Here is a 16,835-nt window from a genome sequence, read left to right as displayed (position 1 = left end):
TCACCCCGGTGGGCAATCAGCCTTGTTTGCAGCCCATATGGCTGTCTGTGATCCGGGCGATGTAGGCCTGTTCCTCGATCCCTACTACGCCACGTACCCGGGCACGATTCGCGGGGTCGGAGCGGTTGCCCGCGCGGTTCAGACCGCGGTGGAAGATGCCTTTCAACCCAGCGCCGAAAGGATTGATTCTGCCGCTGACGGTGCCGTTTCGCTTTTGATCAATACACCCAACAATCCGACCGGAGTTGTCTATTCCCGTCAGTCACTTGAAGCGGTTGCAGAAGTTTGCCAACGGCGTGGACTTTGGCTGATTTCAGATGAGGTCTATGACACACGCAGTCTGGGAAGGCGAACACCTGTCGCCGCGCGCTGCCCGGCATGAAGGAACGGACGCTGGTTGTAGGGTCCATGTCCAAATCCCATGCCATGACGGGGTCGCGTTGTGGCTGGATCGTCGGTCCCGAAGAGGTCATCGCCCATCTGATCAACCTGGCCACCCACGACCTACGGTGTGCCGGGCTTCATTCAGGACGCGTCTAGTTTTGCGCTGGCCGCAGGGTCCGAGTTGGAGGAGAAGATCGCCGCCCCGTTCCGCCGACGGCGGTCGATGGCGATGAAGATACTTCAGACGCAGGACACCGTTGGCCTGGTGCCGGCGCAAGGTGCGATGTACCTGATGCTGGACGTGCGCAAGACCGGATTGTCAGGGAAGGGTTTGCCAACGCTCTGCTCGATCGCACGCCATTGCCGTCATGCCGGGCGAAAGCTTTGGGGCGGCCGCCGCTGGGCACATTCGGGTGGCCATGACGGTTGATGATGATCGTTTTGCGAGTGCCATGAGAACGCTATGTTCATTTGCCGAACAGCTCGCAAAGCGCCACGCGGCTGAATAGAGTTCAAAAGCGGAACGTGGTGCGCAGGTTGAAAACGTTGGAATCCAGACGGCCATTGGAACGGGTGACATCGTCGAAATCCTGTCGCAGCGCCTCGCCGCTGATAACAAAATTCTCGCCGATCGGATAGGCAACGCCAATGCCGTAAACGGCTGCTGTGTCGTTATCGACCGAGGTTTCGGCGCGCGCGCGCCGACAACCACATACCCAAGAGCGCTGCCGAAATCGTATCCACCGCGCAGCTTCAGACGAGTCATGCTGTCCAGGCTACCCTGGGTTGACCCTAAATCCAGAGAGGCGGTTGTATTCAAACTCGCCCCCAGCACAAAGTTGCCAAAGTCCTGATCATACCCGATATGCGCCCCAAAAACGGTATCGTCACCGCTGGCACCCCCCGGTCCGTCCGCATCTGCATATCCAAAGCTGAGGCCGACATACCCACCTGTCCAGTCCTCAGCAAATACCGGGCTTGCGCTTGCGATGAAGGTCGCAGCAAACAGGACAGAAAGAGATTTTGCACACGGGTTCAAAGCTATGTCGCTCTTGTTTCGATCCAAAGACGCAAACGAATTCTAATCTGTGATCCACTCCTTCAGAATTCAATTTCAGGAGCGTAACGCTCAAAAGTAAGTGAATGCAGTATAACAGAATTCTTCCAAAACGGGAGAAAATCTAACCAACACTCTTCCACTCGGCAGATTACCGGCACAATCGTCAGCAAATTCCAACAAAGGTCGTAAACAGGACAGATTGTGTCGCAGCATTTTGGAAAGCATTGAGAAGTTGTTGAGAGGCCACATGACAGATCACGATTGGAAGATCAGCCTGGTTAGCCGCACCATCGGTGCGGATCGTGGCCGCCGCGCGGGGCGACCGTAAGGGGATTACCCTCACCCCAACGCATCACACAACGACCGGATTTTGAAATGAACGACCAATCCCGCAACACCTCACGCAGCGGTGGCCGCGCTGCCCGCCGCGCCGCCCGAGCCTCAGCCCTGCCTGACCATTTGCGCCCTATACGCCCCGGAATGGAAGGCGGCGTTCTGAATGTTCTGACGCAGGCACAGATTGAACGCATTCATGAGGCCGCCCTGACCGCGCTTGAAACCATTGGGCTGGCGGATGCCCCGCAAAGCGGCATCGACTACCTTGTGGGCGCCGGCTGCACCCTTGGCGACGACGGACGTATCCGGTTTCCGCGTGCGCTGGTCGAAGATACAATCGCCAAAGCAAACCGCTCGGTCACACTCTACAGTCGCGACGGGAAAACCGATCTCGAGCTGATGGGAACCAAGGTTCATTACGGCACTGCGGGCGCTGCCGTGTCTATGGTCGACGTACACGGACGGGAATACCGCGATTCAACTGTGCAGGACCTGCACGATGCCGCGCGAATCTGTCAACAACTTGATAACATTCACTTTGTTCAACGCCCTATGGTCTGCCGCGACATCGCGGACAATCTGGAAATGGACCTGAACACGATCTACGCCAGCTGTTCCGGCACTTTCAAACACATCGGAACCTCGTTCACGGAACCCAGCCACGTCGCGCCCGCGATGGAGATGATCTATATGATCGCGGGTGGTGAGGATAAGTACCGCGAGCGGCCTTTTGTATCGAATTCGAACTGCTTTGTGGTTCCGCCAATGAAATTCGCAACGGAAAGCTGCGAAGTGATGGAGGAATGCATCAAGGCCGGAATGCCTGTTCTGCTGCTCTCGGCTGGGATGGCCGGTGCCACCGCGCCCTCGACAATAGCCGGAGCTATCACTCAGGCAACCGCCGAATGCCTTGCTGGTTTGGTTTACGTAAACGCCGTAAGTCCCGGAGCACCAGCCGTTTTTGGCACTTGGCCCTTTGGTCTGGACCTACGGACAGGCGCGATGTCCATCGGGTCTGGAGAACAGGCCCTTCTGACGGCTGGATGCGCACAGATGCACCGGTTCTACGACCTGCCCGGCGGTGCGGCCGCAGGGGCATCGGATTCGAAACTTCCCGACATGCAGGCCGGTTGGGAACAGATGTGTTCAAACGTGATGGCGGGTCTGTCCGGTCTGAACATGGTGTACGAAGCGGCGGGCATGCACGCCTCGTTGCTGGGTTTCTGTTTCGAAAGCCTGATCCTCAGTGATGATCTGATCGGTCAGGCCCAACGCTGTGTACGCGGGATCGAGGTGACAGATGATACCCTCGCGCTAGACCAGATGGCCGAGGTCTGCATAGGCGGTCCCGGTCACTATCTTGGAACGGAAGCTACGCTCAGCCGGATGCAAGCTGACTATGTCTACCCGGTTTTCGGCGACCGGTCTTCGCCAAAAGAATGGGTTGAACTGGGCAAACCGGATCTGATCGACAAAGCCATAGCCCGAAAAGAAATTCTATCCGCGCCATCCGAGGCCAGATTCGATCCGATGCTGGACATGGAATTGCGCGAAAAGTTCAAAATTCACCTGCCCGGATAACAGGAAACAGGCGGCCCGATGATGATCGGGCCGCCCTTACGTTTATCCGTCACTTGGCGGAAGCAAACCGGCTTCCTGTGCAACGGCCACTTCATCTGCGTCCAACGCGCCGTCGCCATTTGCATCCATGGCCGAGAAGGTGTCGGCATCCACGCTTGGTGCTACCACCTGCACTTCTTCAATCGTCAGAACGCCATCACCATTGGCATCTGCCGTCGATTGCGCCGATACGAGACCCGGCAAGGTCAAAGCAGCGATGGAAATCCCAATCAAATACTGCGGTTTCATTTTGGTGCCTCCTGATAGGTTGATTATCTTTCGTCCGGACAGGTCCCAGAAACACCGCAACACCTCAGTGCGTCACCCGTATTGCGCGAAATCCAGAGATTCGCGCCAATCCTTGCGTGTTTAGCCGAGTCGGGCGCGCAACGCGCCGCCGGGCAAAATTTCGCCTGACCCGTTTCGGCAGGTCTTGCCCGACGGATCCTAGGTAATCCGGCAGAACCACGCTTACGCAAGCAGCCCGGCACAAAAAGAAAGGGGGCCGAAGCCCCCTGTCAGTTTCGCCTTCCAGGCTCATGTCGTTGACCGCCCGGTGTTTTTTTGCCTGCGGCCTGGACTGCGCATGGGGCGAGCGCACCCGCCCCGTGAAAGAGTGGGAGGGAGCAAATATTCCGCCCCACCCTGTTCCCGGCCAACACGGGCATGTCGGCCGAGTGGAAAAAGGCAAACTTGGTAAGTCTCAGTGCCTTTCTCCGTATTCGTCGGGGTCGGTAACCAAGGGCAGCGTCCGACCCTACGCCCCGGGTGCCGGGGCGTTAAGCCTAGCTACACCCGCTTGTCGCGCCGCAGGTGTTGCATTTCATGCAGGTACCGTTGCGCACCAGCGTGTAGTTTCCGCATTCACCGCACGGGTCGCCCTCATAGCCTTGCATCTTTGCTTTGGTGCGGGCGTCCATGCCGGTTGCCACTGCAGTTTCAGCCACAGGTGCTTCGAATGCAGCCGCTGTTTCAGCCATCCCGTTCAGCTCAGCCTGACCAGCATTGAACACTGCCAGATCCTGAGGCAGACGCTTGCGCAGATAACCGGTCGAGCTGATTTGTTTCAGCACTTCCAATGACTTGGACGCAGCACTTTCACTGATCTCAGAGATGTTGGAAACACCTTCTTCTTCGCCTCGACCCAGATCGTCAAAGGTCGCGCCTTCGGGTTTCACATGCGCCAGATCGGTGCGGTCCAGGTAGGACACGGCCAATTCGCGGAAGATGTAATCCAGGATCGACGTTGCGTTCTTGATCAGATCGTTGCCCTGCACCATCCCTGCCGGTTCGAACTTGGTGAAGGTGAAGGCATCGACAAACTCTTCCAGCGGCACGCCGTATTGCAGACCGACCGACACGGCAATGGCGAAGTTATTCATCATCGCACGGAAGCCAGCGCCTTCCTTGTGCATGTCGATGAAGATCTCACCCAACTTGCCGTCTTCGAACTCACCAGTGCGCAAGTAAACCTTATGGCCGCCCACGATCGCCTTTTGGGTATAGCCCTTGCGGCGATGCGGCAGTTTCTCGCGGTGGCTGCGGATCATTTCCTTGACCACGACCTTCTCGATCACTTTCTCGGCCAGAACGACAGCTTTTTCCTGCGTCGAACCGCTTTCCAGCACTTCAGCCGCCTCGTCGTCATCCTCGACCAGCGCCGCGGCCAGAGGCTGCGACAGTTTCGAGCCATCACGATAGAGTGCGTTGGCTTTCACACCCAGAGACCAGCTGAGCTCGTATGCCTTCTGGCAATCCTCAATGGTTGCATCATTCGGCATATTGATCGTCTTCGAGATCGCGCCCGAGATGAAGCTCTGCGCGGCTGCCATCATGGTGATGTGACTATCAACCCCAAGGAAACGCTTGCCTTTCTTGCCACACGGGTTGGCGCAGTCGAAGATCGAATAGTGCTCTTCCTTCAGATGCGGCGCGCCTTCCAGCGTCATGGTTCCGCAAACGTGGTCGTTGGCTGCATCGATATCCGCGCGGGTAAAGCCCAGATGGCGCAGCAGATCAAAAGTCGGGTCATTCAGCTTGGTCGCCGGGATGCCCAGAACGCCGGTACAGAAATCCTCGCCCAGTGTCCATTGGTTAAAGACAAAGCGGATGTCAAAGGCGCTTTCCAGTGCAGCATCCACTTTCGCTAGTTCATTGGGGCCAAAGCCGTGACCGGTCAGCGAGGTGTGGTTGATCCCCGGCGCGTTGCCAATGGTGCCGTGACCAACCGCGTAGCCCACGATCTCTTCGATCTGAGATGAGGAATAACCCAGCTTCTCCAGCGCCGACGGCACCGAGCGGTTGATGATTTTGAAGTAACCGCCACCGGCCAGCTTCTTGAATTTGACCAGAGCAAAGTCCGGCTCGATCCCGGTGGTGTCACAGTCCATCACCAGACCGATGGTGCCGGTGGGCGCGATCACGGTGGCCTGCGCGTTGCGATAGCCGTTTTTCTCACCCAGGCTCAGCGCCTCGTCCCAAGCGGACATGGCCAGATCGATCAGACGCTTGTCCGGGCAGTTGCCGTGGTCCAGAGGCACCGGCTTGACCGCCAGTTTCTCATAGCCCTCGGTTACACCCTGCGACGCACGGCGGTGGTTGCGGATGACGCGCAGCATGTGATCAGCGTTGCGCTCGTAACCTTTGAAGGCGCCCAGTTCTCCGGCGATCTCAGCCGACGTTGCATAGGCCACACCAGTCATGATCGCAGTCAGTGCGCCACAGATGGCCCGGCCCTCGTCCGAGTCGTAGCTGTAGCCCATGTTCATCAGCAGACCGCCGATATTGGCATAGCCCAGACCCAAGGTGCGGAAGTCATAGGACAGTTGCGCAATCTCTTTCGACGGGAACTGCGCCATTGTTACCGAGATTTCCAGTGTCAGGGTCCACAGACGCGAGGCGTGCATATAGTCCGCCGCCTGGAACTCACCATCCTTGAGGAAGGTCAGCAAGTTCATCGACGCCAGGTTACAGGCCGTGTCATCAAGGAACATATATTCCGAGCACGGGTTCGAGCCGCGAATCTCGCCATCATTGGGGCATGTGTGCCATTCGTTTACTGTGTCGTGAAACTGGATGCCCGGATCGGCGCATGCCCATGCGGCGTGACCGACCTTTTCCCACAGATCGCGCGCTTTGACTGTTCGGGCGACCTTGCCGTCGGTGCGGTTGATCAGTTCCCAATCGGCGTCCTTTTCGACAGCGGTCAGGAACGCATTGGTGACGCGGATCGAGTTGTTCGAGTTCTGGCCTGAGACCGAGCTGTAGGCTTCCGAATCCCAGTCCGTATCGTAGGTCGGGAATTCGATGCTGTCGTGACCCTGCTTGGCATAATCCAGAACGCGTTTGATGTAAGTCTCTGGGATCGCTATTTTTTTCGCTTCGCGCACTGCCTTTTTCAACGCGTCGTTCGCGTTTGGATCATAAGCATCATCTGCCGAGCCGTCCCACGAACGGATGGCCTCGAAAATGCCGTTCAGCATCTTTTCGTGCATCTTCGATCCGGCAACGATCGAGGCCACTTTCTGCTCTTCGATCACCTTCCATTCGATGAATTGCTCGATGTCCGGGTGATCCGCATCGACGATCACCATCTTTGCTGCTCGACGGGTTGTCCCGCCTGATTTGATCGCGCCAGCAGCGCGGTCGCCGATTTTGAGAAAGCCCATCAGGCCCGAAGATTTGCCGCCACCCGACAACGCCTCGCCCTCTGCGCGCAGATGGCTGAAGTTGGTCCCGGTACCCGAGCCGTATTTGAACAGGCGCGCCTCGCGCACCCACAGATCCATGATGCCGCCTTCGTTCACCAGATCATCATCAACGGACTGGATGAAACACGCGTGCGGCTGCGGATGCTCGTACGCGGATTTCGATTTGGTCAGTTTGCCGGTTTTGTAATCGACATAGTGGTGCCCCTGCGCCGGTCCGTCGATTCCATAGGCCCAGTGCAGACCTGTGTTGAACCACTGAGGACTGTTCGGTGCGGCGCGCTGGGTCGCCAGCATATAGCGCATCTCGTCAAAATAGGCACGCGCGTCTTCTTCATCCGAGAAGTATCCGCCCTTCCAGCCCCAATAGGCCCATGCACCCGCCAGACGATCGAACACCTGCTTGGACGAGGTTTCTCCGTCAAATTCAGCGCCTTCGGCAGGGACCGAACGCCACAGGAATTCTGGAACGTCTTTTTCTTTGACCTTCTTCAGCTTGCTGGGAACGCCTGCCTTGCGGAAGTATTTCTGAGCGATCACGTCGCTTGCCACCTGCGACCAGCTTGCGGGTACTTCAATGTTATCCAGGCGGAATACAATCGTTCCATCCGGGTTACGGATTTCAGACGTTGCAGACACGAAATCAAGGTCCGAGTAGGCATCCTGATCTGGTTTGGTGAATTTTCTGTCAATCTTCATGTCCGCAGCCCTGGTTAAATTCCGCCCAATTTTCAGTTCCCGGCACCAAATGTTGTGTTGCAGGGTGCCGCCCACAACGCCCAGAGTTATACGGACAAGGGCATCCTTCGCTGTCAAAGACAGCGGAAAAACCGCAAAAACGGCGCACTTAAATTAGATGTGCTTTCCGACCCTCGCCTGCTGCCTCTTCCAGCTTCAACACCAGATATTGTGGCAATCTCTTCGGCTCATACAATTTGGCGTATGAACACATATAAGGTCAACGCCCTTTTTCCGCCTTTTTTGAAATCTTTTTTGTTGACCTGACGACGTTTCAAGAATGTGACCCAACGGTGCGCGATTCCTCCACAGGATCATCCACGGCAAATTTTCGCCGAAACCTCAAAGTCTCAAATCGAATTCCCGTTTTTGCCAGCATAGTTATCTGCATTTGATCAACCAATGCGACAACGTCTAGGCTGATCGGGAATCATCTGGTTCTGTTCTGAGGCGTTCGAATTTGATCGCGGCCCGTTCGTTCAATTGTGAAAAGGTCCAAAGGTATGAAGCTGTTCACCTTTATTCCGTTCTTGGCCTGTATCGTGGCCTGCGCACCACAAGATGTGCCCGATGCGTCACGCAGCGCCCAGTTCGAAACGTATCCGCAAAGACTGTTTGATGTTTTTGAAACCAGTTGTTCCGGTCCGGGGAATCTTTTGAAAGAACCAGCGGCCAAACATTTGAATGCCGCGAGTTTCTGCCCGCAGAGGCATCTGCCTATTTGATTCTGAATTACGACGGCAATCCTCAGGACCTGCCACAAAGCGTTATGCGCCTGACATCAAGCAAGAACGCTGACGGTTACCGCATAGATGCAAACGTGTTCTTCAAAGTCCCGCAGAGAACCGGTTCTGTGGTCGAAGTGCCATTGGACAGCACCGAGCTGGATCAGTCGATCAGCCGGCTGTTCCAAGCAATGGGCGGTTCGCCCTCATGATTGAGTGGAAGTGGTCGGGGCGGCAGGATTCGAACCTACGACCCCCTGTACCCAAAACAGGTGCGCTACCAGACTGCGCCACGCCCCGGACCGTGCGCCTTCCTAACGATGCCAATCTGATTTGAAAAGCCCTAACAGGGCCAAATTGCAGGACCTGACGAAAAAATTTCGTGCTGCATCTGTGTGCCGGGCGTAATGGAATAGCGCGCCGACAATCCGGCGTTGATTTCCAGCACTGCAAAAACGGAATCTCCGCCTTCGATTGGGGTCAGATCGCCAGGAATCGCCCCCTCATGCACGCGCGTTACCAAGCCTGTGCGATCCAGAAAAATCATGTCCAGGGGAATCAAAGTGTTCTTCATCCAGAACGCGACACGTTGAGGCGGGTCAAACACAAACAGCATACCTGATCGATTCGGGAGCGTTTCGCGAAACATCAACCCTTGGGAGCGTTCCTGAGGTGTAACGGCAAGTTCGACGTCAAAACGCACCGTTGCGTAGTCATTTCGCAAGGTAACACGATCAGCGCTGCACGCTGCAAACGCCCCACCCGTCCAAAGCACTAGGAACAGGGGCAGAAGCGTCAGAAACCGTTTCATGAAAACGTCAGCCGTCCAGTGCGGCTTCCCAGGCCAACACCTGAGCCGCCATCCGGCCCCGTTTGCCATCGATCACTCGCATTGCCAGCGCTTCGCCCGGTTGCAGATCAGCAAGACCGGAACGGCGCAGCACTTCGATATGGAGAAAAACGTCTTCGCCACGGCCAAAGACGTTGGCAAAACCAAAGCCTTTACCCTTGTCGAACCACTTTACGCGCGCGGCTTCCAATGGTGCCTCGGCGATCGTCACTGGATCCAACTCGGCAAAATCGGCCAGCATCATCGAGTCGGTCCGCGCCGGAGGATCAATCGCGACCACTTCGACGGCCTGAACGCCCCGATCCGTGCGGTGCGTCATGATCTCGATCCCAGCGCCATCTGCGACCGAGCTCTGGCCAAAGTTACGCAAGACGTTCACGTGCAACAGGATATCCGGGCCGCCATCGTCGGACACAACAAATCCGTACCCCTTGGCAGGGTCGAACCATTTCACGTGTCCACGAACGCGATACATGTTGTTCATATCTTCTGGCACGGTATTCCCATCGCGAGTTTTAGCCGTTCGTTAAGGGTTTGTTGTTTATGGGAATGACAGGTAAATTCAAGCCGAAAAAATTGTTTATTTTCTGCCTGTTGCATTTCACGACACGTGAACGTCATGGATTCAACCTTTCCACATGCCATGCCAATCCCGGCTCTGCGCGTTTCCATCTGAACCGATCATGTAGACGGAATGCCCCGTCAGCCCAGAATTCAATTTCAGTTGGCGTCAATCTATACCCGCCCCAAAACGGTGGGCGGGGGATCGGACCCAGCTTAGCAGTCACCTTGGCCACCTCAGCCATCAAGGCTGTACGGCTTGATAGGGGTTGAGATTGCTTCGACGCCCAGGCCCCCAAACGGCTCTTCAGCGACCTCGATGCGTAATATTCATCCGCCTGAGGCCCATTTTCGCGGGTGATTGTACCACGAACACGCAATTGTCGCCGCAAAGATTTCCAATGCATGACAAATGCAGCTTTTCCGGCTGCATCCAATTCGGCCGCTTTTGCGCTTTCGTAGTTCGTATAGAACACAAACGATCTGCTTCGATCTCCTTCAGCAGTACCATACGCGCGTTTGGCATTCCATCTGGGTCGACGGTTGCCAGCGCAATCGCATTAGGGTCGTTCAATTCTGTCTTTTCAGCCTCACTCAACCACCGACCCGCTATTTCAAACGGATCGGAGCCAGCAAAGATGCCATCACGCTCGGTCATTTCCATCCCCTGGAAAGTGTTAACGACGAACCTAAGGCGAGAACCCGCTGCGGGCAAGAGCGCACGGCCTTGATGCAACGCTACCAATGGCATAAACCAACTCAACACATCGCGAAGACAGGCGGAGAACCACACATGTCAAATCAGTTGATGGCCGGCAAACGCGGCCTCATCATGGGACTGGCCAATGACAAATCAATCGCATGGGGAATCGCCCGCGCCTTGTCCGAAGCCGGGGCCGAACTTGCTTTTTCCTACCAGGGCGACGCTTTGAAAAAGCGCGTCGACCCGCTTGCAGCGCAATTGGGTAGCGAAATCGTCCTGCCATGTGACGTGAGCGATGAGGTATCCGTTGATGCGCTGTTCACTGCGCTGGAAGAGAAATGGGGCAAACTAGACTTTATCGTTCATGCCATCGGCTTTTCCGACAAGAACGAACTGCGCGGTCGCTATGTCGATACCAGCCGGGCGAATTTCAAGCTGACAATGGACGTGTCGGTTTATTCCTTCACCGCCGTGATGCAACGCGCCGAAAAAATGATGGGCGAAGGCGGCAGTGCAATCACCCTGACCTATTATGGCGCCGAACAGGTCATGCCTCATTATAATGTAATGGGCGTCGCCAAAGCCGCGCTTGAGGCGTCGGTCAAATATCTGGCCGAGGATCTGGGCAAGGACGGTATCCGAGTGAACTCGATCTCAGCCGGTCCGATCAAGACCCTGGCCGCCAGCGGCATCGGCGATTTCCGCTATATCATGAAGTGGAACGAATATAACTCGCCCCTGCGCCGCAACGTGACCATCGATGATGTGGGCAAATCAGCACTCTACTTGCTGTCTGATCTGTCCAGCGGCGTGACCGGAGAAAATCTGCACGTAGATTCGGGTTATCACATTGTCGGCATGAAGGCCGTCGATGCACCTGACGTGGAAAAGGGCTAAGATCATGAGCGCCAAAGACCGCCTGCCCCACGAAAAAGGATTTCACATCAGCTGGGACCAGATCCATCGCGATTCGCGCGCGTTGGCCTGGCGTCTTGATGGACAAGGCCCAGACGATGGTGCCTGGCGCGCCGTTGTAGCCATTACGCGCGGCGGCATGGCCCCTGCGATGATTGTGAGCCGAGAGCTTGACATCCGCACAGTCGACACGATCAGCGTGCGGTCGTACCACCATCAGGAACAAGGCGAAGCCGAAGTTCTGAAAGCCCCGACGCAGATCTGATGGGCGATGGCACCGGCATTCTGATCATCGATGACTGGTAGACAGCGGTAAAACGCTGGAGTTGGTCCGCAAAATGTACCCCAACGCACATTTTGCGACTGTTTATGCCAAACCCAAGGGCCGCCCTATGGTGGACACCTTCATCACCGAAGTAAGCCAGGATACGTGGATCTTCTTCCCCTGGGATATGGCACTTCAATATGTCGAGCCATATCGCGGCACCGACTGATCCCTTCTTCTGTTTAAAAATACCTCGGAGCGCGAGGCAGAGCCTCGCATATAGACCGGTACGCCATGACCCAGACCCGCACCAGCGCCACTTTCCCTCCTCCGGTGATGGAGGCGCGCCGTTGGGTTGAAGGTGTCACCTTCCCAGCTGACCGCCCGCTGATCAATGTCAGCCAGGCCGCGCCGGTCGACCCGCCTCCGCTTGCTCTGCGTCAGGCCATGGCCGATTTTGCCGTGCAGGAAGACAGCGCGCATTTATATGGGCCGGTCTTGGGGAACGACGACCTGCGCACTGAACTGGCAGCACAGATCAGCGCGCATTACGCAGCACAGGTTGATCCGGCTCAGACCGCAATCACTTCGGGCTGCAATCAGGCCTTTTCGGCTGTGATCTCGGCAATCACTGACGAGGCGGATGAAGTGATTCTACCAACGCCATGGTATTTCAATCATAAAATGTGGTTGGACATGGCTGGGGTGAAGGCCGTTGACCTGCCAACAGGAGATGACCTTCTGCCTGATCCGGATCGTGCGGGCGCACTGATCACCAAAAAAACGCGCGCCATCGCCCTGGTCACGCCCAACAACCCCGGTGGTGTTGAATACCCGACTGATCTGGTCCGGGCCTTCTATGACCTGGCGCGTGACACTGGAATTCGCCTCATCGTCGATGAGACATATCGCGATTTCGATAGCCGCAGCGGTCCACCACACGATCTGTTCCAGCAGCCTGACTGGGATGAGACCTTGGTCCAACTCTATTCCTTTTCCAAAGCTTATCGCCTGACAGGCCACCGGGTCGGGGCCATAGCGACAAGCCGCGTGCTTTTGGCGGAAGTCGAGAAATTCCTCGACACCGTTGCCATTTGTCCCGGTCAGATCGGTCAGTTCGCAGCCCTTTGGGGGATGCAGAACCTGTCACAATGGCTGGCAGGTGAGCGGGACGAGATTCTGGACCGCAGGGCCGCAATCAAGGACGGGATGCCAGCACTTGAAGCGCAAGGATGGCGTCTTTTGGGGCTTGGTGCCTATTTCGCCTATCTTGAACATCCATTCGAAATGGCTTCGGATGAACTGGCCCGCCGTCTGGTGGCAGAAGCAGGCGTGCTGCTGTTGCCCGGCACCATGTTCATGCCCGATCACGACCCCGCCGGAAAACGGCAAGTCCGTGTAGCATTCGCCAATCTGAACCGTGCTGGATTGGGCCAATTGTTCGACCGGTTACAGGGCCTGTCCTTCTAAGCTTGCCCCTCGGCTGTGTGCGTCGTATTCAGGGCCGCAACCGACAGGGCAGAACGCTGCCGCAATAACAAGAGGGCACCATGGCCGCAGGCGCTAAAAGTCTTTCGAAAACCTTTGTCTGGATTCTGATGGGCCTGCTGATGCTGGGCCTCGCAGGCTTCGGTGCCACCAATCTCAGCGGAACGGTTCGAACCGTTGCACAAGTGGGAGATGAAAGCATCTCGGTCGATGAGTATGTGCGCGAATTGCAGCGGGAAATCCGCGCCGTGGAAGCGCAGACTGGCCAACCGATGCAAATGTCGCAGGCGCGTGATCTGGGATTGGATCAGAACGCGCTTGCCCGCCTGACCGCGCTGGCGGCTCTGGACAACGAAGTTGGGCAACTTGGAATTTCAATCGGTGACGAAAACCTGCAGCAAGAGATCGTAGCGATCCCAGCATTTCAGGGCGTCGACGGCAGTTTCGACCGGGAAGCCTATCGCTTTCAACTTGAACAGATCGGCATGACCGACTCTGAGTTTGAAACGGATCTGCGCAAGGAATCTGCACGCACAATTGTGCAAGGCGCGATCATGGGCGGGGTCGAGATGCCGGCGACTCTGACAGATACGATGACCGACTATATTGGCGCGCGACGCAGCTTTACTGTGGCCACGGTCGGGACCGAGGCATTGGAAAACCCAATTGCTGAACCAACCGACGCGCAGATTCAGACTTACTATGATGAGAACGGCGACCTGTTCACCCTGCCCCGGACCAAGCAACTGACATACGCGATCCTGTCGCCTGCGATGCTGATCGACACCGTCGAGGTGGATCAAGACGCCCTGCAGAAACTCTATGAAGACCGCTCAGACGAGTACAACCAGCCGGAACGGCGCTTGGTTGAGCGCCTGAACTTCCCGGATGAGCAAGCCGCAAGCGAAGCAAAGGCCCAGCTTGAGGTTGGCGGTACTACGTTTGAGCAACTGGTTCGTGAACGCGATCTTGAGCTCAACGACATCGATCTCGGCGACGTGACCCGCGAGGATCTGGGCGAGGCAGCAGATGCAGTATTTGCAGCAGATCTCGATACTGTTGTTGGCCCCCTGCCTTCGGTCTTTGGCCCAGCCTTGTTCCGGATTAACGGCTCTCTGGCAGCCAACAATGTGCCTTTCGAAGAAGCTGAACCGGCCTTGCGCGAAGAGCTTGCAGCCGAACGCGCCCGCCGCCTGATCGAGGCGCAGTCCGAAGATATCAATGACATGCTGGCTGGCGGAGCCACACTGGAAGAACTGGCGGATGAGACCGAAATGGAACTGGGTCAGATCGACTGGACCCGCGAGAGTTCGGACGAAATCGCCGCCTATGACGGATTCCGCGTTGCAGCCGAAGCCGTGCAGGAAGGTGACTTCCCCGAAATCGCATTCCTCGAAGATGGGTCGATCTTTGCCCTGCGCCTGAATGAGGTGTTGCCGCGCCGCCCCGAGCCGCTGGACAGCGCACGTGATCGAGTGGCCGCCGCATGGCTTCAGGCCGAAACCAACAAAGCGCTGGAAGATCGGGCGAATGCAGTTCTGACGCAATTGGCAACAGATGGCGGCTTTACGACCACCGGCCTGCCCTTCCGCGTTGAAAATGCCCTGACACGCACGGCGTTTCTGGATGACGTTCCAGCAGATTTCATGAACGAGGTGTTCCAGATGGAACCCGGCGAACTGCGTGTCATCGGTGGAAACGGCGCAGCGTTGCTGGTGCGCCTGGATGAAGTTCTGCCTCCGGCAGATACAGACGAGCTTCGCCAACTGCGTGAAGCCCTTTCCGCTCAGATGAATCAGGCCCTGTCACAGAATATTTTCAACGCTTATGTGCGCGATGCACAGACACGCGCGCGTCCGGTCGTCGACCAACAGGCGCTGAATGCCGTGCAATCGAGTTTTTAAACGAGACCGAAATGGCCCTGACACCCGAATTCGACACCTTCGCGCGCGCTTATGAAGCGGGCGAAAATCAGGTGGTTTACACACGGCTTGCCGCTGATCTGGACACCCCTGTGTCGCTGATGCTCAAGCTGACGGGCGCACAGAAAGATGCGTTCATGCTGGAATCCGTGACGGGCGGCGAAGTTCGTGGCCGTTACTCGATCATTGGTATGAAGCCCGACCTGATCTGGCGGTGTCGCGGTGAAGCATCCGAACTCAACCGCTCTGCCCGGTTCGATCCGAGGCGTTCTCGACGCAAGACGGCAACCCGATGGACAACCTCCGCGCTTTGCTGGCCGAAAGCCGCATCGACCTGCCGGATGACCTGCCTCAGGCTGCAGCGGGGCTGTTCGGGTATTTGGGCTATGACATGGTGCGGCTGGTGGAATACCTGCCGGACGTGAATCCGGACCCTCTGGACCTGCCCGATGCGATCATGTTGCGTCCTTCGGTCATCGCTGTGCTGGATGGCGTAAAAGGTGAAGTGACCGTTGTATCACCGGCTTGGGCCAGTGACGGTCAATCCGCCAAGGCTGCCTATGCACAAGCTGCTGAGCGCGTTATGGATGCAGTTCGCGATCTGGAGCGTGCCATGCCTGCGGAAACCCGCGATTTGGGTGATGCACGTGAAATCGCACCCCCTGTGTCGAACTTTACCAAGTCCGGCTATATGGAGGCGGTTGAAAAGGCCAAGGAATACATCCGCGCAGGTGATATTTTCCAGGTTGTCCCAGCGCAGCGCTGGACGCAGGAGTTTCCGCTGCCGCCCTTTGCGCTCTATCGGTCGTTGCGGCGCACCAACCCGTCGCCTTTCATGTTCTATTTCAACTTTGGCGGTTTTCAGGTCGTGGGTGCAAGCCCCGAGATTTTGGTGCGTGTGTTCGGCAGTGAAGTCACCATTCGCCCCATTGCTGGCACCCGCCCCCGAGGCGCGACGCCCGAAGAGGACAAGGCAAACGAACTGGACCTGCTGGCCGACAAGAAAGAGCTGGCCGAGCACCTGATGCTGCTGGATCTGGGCCGCAACGATACGGGACGCGTTTCCAAAATCGGCACCGTGCGCCCGACCGAAGAGTTCATCATCGAACGCTACAGCCACGTGATGCATATTGTGTCTAACGTGGTGGGTGAGCTAGCCGAAGATAAAGACGCGCTGGATGCGTTTTTTGCCGGAATGCCTGCGGGCACCGTCTCGGGCGCGCCCAAAGTGCGCGCGATGGAGATCATCGACGAGTTGGAGCCGGAAAAACGCGGCGTCTATGGCGGCGGCGTAGGCTATTTCAGCGCGGGGGGCGACATGGATATGTGTATCGCGCTGCGCACTGCCATCGTGAAAGATCAAAAGCTGTATATTCAAGCCGGTGGCGGTGTTGTTTACGACAGCGACCCCGAGGCCGAGTTCATGGAAACCGTTCATAAATCCAATGCAATCCGGCGCGCTGCGGCAGATGCTGCACGTTTCACCGGAAGCGGAAACAGCTAAATGAAAAAGGGCGGCAGATCAAAAGATCGCCGCCCCTTTCGTTACTCGCTTCAGCAG

The 16,835-nt window shown here is 56.9% G+C and carries 11 protein-coding genes, 1 tRNA gene and 4 pseudogenes; 10 read left to right on the top strand and 6 right to left on the bottom strand.

The features are described from left to right. Both ACR3EH_RS18025 and ACR3EH_RS18020 read left to right on the top strand, forming a co-directional pair. Positions 1 to 893: pseudogene (locus ACR3EH_RS18025) on the top strand (pyridoxal phosphate-dependent aminotransferase); the annotation flags it as partial. A gap of 926 nt (positions 894 to 1,819) precedes the next feature. Further along, positions 1,820 to 3,361: a trimethylamine methyltransferase family protein gene (locus ACR3EH_RS18020; RefSeq protein ID WP_480634844.1), complete on the top strand. Its 1,542-nt coding sequence runs from the start codon at positions 1,820 to 1,822 to the stop codon at positions 3,359 to 3,361. A gap of 42 nt (positions 3,362 to 3,403) precedes the next feature. On the opposite strand, the gene ACR3EH_RS18015 is transcribed toward ACR3EH_RS18020, so the two are convergent. Together ACR3EH_RS18015 and ACR3EH_RS18010 are read right to left on the bottom strand one after the other, a co-directional pair. Continuing rightward, positions 3,404 to 3,649 carry an EF-hand domain-containing protein gene (locus tag ACR3EH_RS18015; protein ID WP_171090220.1) on the bottom strand — a complete coding sequence of 82 codons (246 nt, stop codon included), beginning with the start codon at positions 3,647 to 3,649 and terminating at the stop codon, positions 3,404 to 3,406. A gap of 536 nt (positions 3,650 to 4,185) precedes the next feature. After that, entirely contained in the window at positions 4,186 to 7,806 is a 3,621-nt protein-coding gene (locus tag ACR3EH_RS18010; protein WP_480634843.1) for a vitamin B12-dependent ribonucleotide reductase, read from the bottom strand. Between the two features lie 542 nt (positions 7,807 to 8,348). Here ACR3EH_RS18010 and ACR3EH_RS18005 point away from each other — a divergent pair. Further along, positions 8,349 to 8,570, top strand: coding sequence for a hypothetical protein (locus tag ACR3EH_RS18005; protein WP_480634842.1), 222 nt, complete (start codon positions 8,349 to 8,351; stop codon positions 8,568 to 8,570). Then, positions 8,567 to 8,782 carry a hypothetical protein gene (locus ACR3EH_RS18000; protein WP_480634841.1) on the top strand — a complete coding sequence of 72 codons (216 nt, stop codon included), beginning with the start codon at positions 8,567 to 8,569 and terminating at the stop codon, positions 8,780 to 8,782. The genes ACR3EH_RS18005 and ACR3EH_RS18000 overlap by 4 nt, the downstream gene beginning before the upstream one ends. Positions 8,783 to 8,793: 11 nt before the next feature. On the opposite strand, the gene ACR3EH_RS17995 is transcribed toward ACR3EH_RS18000, so the two are convergent. The 4 genes and pseudogenes from ACR3EH_RS17995 to pdxH form a co-directional block, all read right to left on the bottom strand. Then, positions 8,794 to 8,870 (bottom strand) — tRNA-Pro (locus ACR3EH_RS17995). Between the two features lie 43 nt (positions 8,871 to 8,913). After that, positions 8,914 to 9,381: a DUF192 domain-containing protein gene (locus ACR3EH_RS17990; RefSeq protein ID WP_171183349.1), complete on the bottom strand. Its 468-nt coding sequence runs from the start codon at positions 9,379 to 9,381 to the stop codon at positions 8,914 to 8,916. Positions 9,382 to 9,388: 7 nt separating this feature from the next. After that, positions 9,389 to 9,895, bottom strand: a complete 507-nt coding sequence (locus ACR3EH_RS17985; RefSeq protein WP_174825370.1) for a cold-shock protein — start codon at positions 9,893 to 9,895, stop codon at positions 9,389 to 9,391. Positions 9,896 to 10,037: 142 nt separating this feature from the next. Beyond that, a pseudogene (pdxH, locus tag ACR3EH_RS17980) lies at positions 10,038 to 10,639 on the bottom strand (pyridoxamine 5'-phosphate oxidase). A gap of 135 nt (positions 10,640 to 10,774) precedes the next feature. On the opposite strand from pdxH, the gene fabI reads away from it, so the two are divergent. The 6 genes and pseudogenes from fabI (at position 10,775) to ACR3EH_RS17950 (ending at position 16,778) form a co-directional block, all read left to right on the top strand. Continuing rightward, positions 10,775 to 11,581, top strand: a complete 807-nt coding sequence (gene fabI, locus ACR3EH_RS17975) for an enoyl-ACP reductase FabI (RefSeq protein ID WP_171183351.1) — start codon at positions 10,775 to 10,777, stop codon at positions 11,579 to 11,581. A gap of 4 nt (positions 11,582 to 11,585) precedes the next feature. Then, positions 11,586 to 12,093 (top strand): annotated as a pseudogene (gene gpt / locus ACR3EH_RS17970) (xanthine phosphoribosyltransferase). A 65-nt stretch (positions 12,094 to 12,158) separates the two neighbouring features. Beyond that, positions 12,159 to 13,334, top strand: coding sequence for an aminotransferase (locus tag ACR3EH_RS17965; RefSeq protein WP_171675581.1), 1,176 nt, complete (start codon positions 12,159 to 12,161; stop codon positions 13,332 to 13,334). Positions 13,335 to 13,414: 80 nt separating this feature from the next. After that, positions 13,415 to 15,256 carry a peptidylprolyl isomerase gene (locus tag ACR3EH_RS17960; protein ID WP_480634840.1) on the top strand — a complete coding sequence of 614 codons (1,842 nt, stop codon included), beginning with the start codon at positions 13,415 to 13,417 and terminating at the stop codon, positions 15,254 to 15,256. A gap of 11 nt (positions 15,257 to 15,267) precedes the next feature. Beyond that, a pseudogene (locus ACR3EH_RS17955) lies at positions 15,268 to 15,728 on the top strand (anthranilate synthase component I); the annotation flags it as partial. Positions 15,729 to 15,731: 3 nt separating this feature from the next. After that, positions 15,732 to 16,778, top strand: coding sequence for an anthranilate synthase component I family protein (locus tag ACR3EH_RS17950; protein WP_480634846.1), 1,047 nt, complete (start codon positions 15,732 to 15,734; stop codon positions 16,776 to 16,778). The last annotated feature ends 57 nt before the right edge of the window (positions 16,779 to 16,835 follow it).

The sequence above is a fragment of the Ruegeria sp. BG7 genome (genome assembly GCF_056535685.1).
The sequence above is the reverse complement of the archived record's forward strand: the minus strand, read 5'-3'. Positions and strand labels throughout refer to the sequence as shown.

Coding starts and splice junctions, on each gene's coding strand:
- ACR3EH_RS18020 (WP_480634844.1), top strand. CDS start 1,820: ATGAACGACCAATCCCGCAACACCTCACGCAGCGGTGGCCGCGCTGCC.
- ACR3EH_RS18015 (WP_171090220.1), bottom strand. CDS start 3,649: ATGAAACCGCAGTATTTGATTGGGATTTCCATCGCTGCTTTGACCTTG.
- ACR3EH_RS18010 (WP_480634843.1), bottom strand. CDS start 7,806: ATGAAGATTGACAGAAAATTCACCAAACCAGATCAGGATGCCTACTCG.
- ACR3EH_RS18005 (WP_480634842.1), top strand. CDS start 8,349: ATGAAGCTGTTCACCTTTATTCCGTTCTTGGCCTGTATCGTGGCCTGC.
- ACR3EH_RS17990 (WP_171183349.1), bottom strand. CDS start 9,381: ATGAAACGGTTTCTGACGCTTCTGCCCCTGTTCCTAGTGCTTTGGACG.
- ACR3EH_RS17985 (WP_174825370.1), bottom strand. CDS start 9,895: ATGTATCGCGTTCGTGGACACGTGAAATGGTTCGACCCTGCCAAGGGG.
- fabI (WP_171183351.1), top strand. CDS start 10,775: ATGTCAAATCAGTTGATGGCCGGCAAACGCGGCCTCATCATGGGACTG.
- ACR3EH_RS17965 (WP_171675581.1), top strand. CDS start 12,159: ATGACCCAGACCCGCACCAGCGCCACTTTCCCTCCTCCGGTGATGGAG.
- ACR3EH_RS17960 (WP_480634840.1), top strand. CDS start 13,415: ATGGCCGCAGGCGCTAAAAGTCTTTCGAAAACCTTTGTCTGGATTCTG.
- ACR3EH_RS17950 (WP_480634846.1), top strand. CDS start 15,732: ATGTTGCGTCCTTCGGTCATCGCTGTGCTGGATGGCGTAAAAGGTGAA.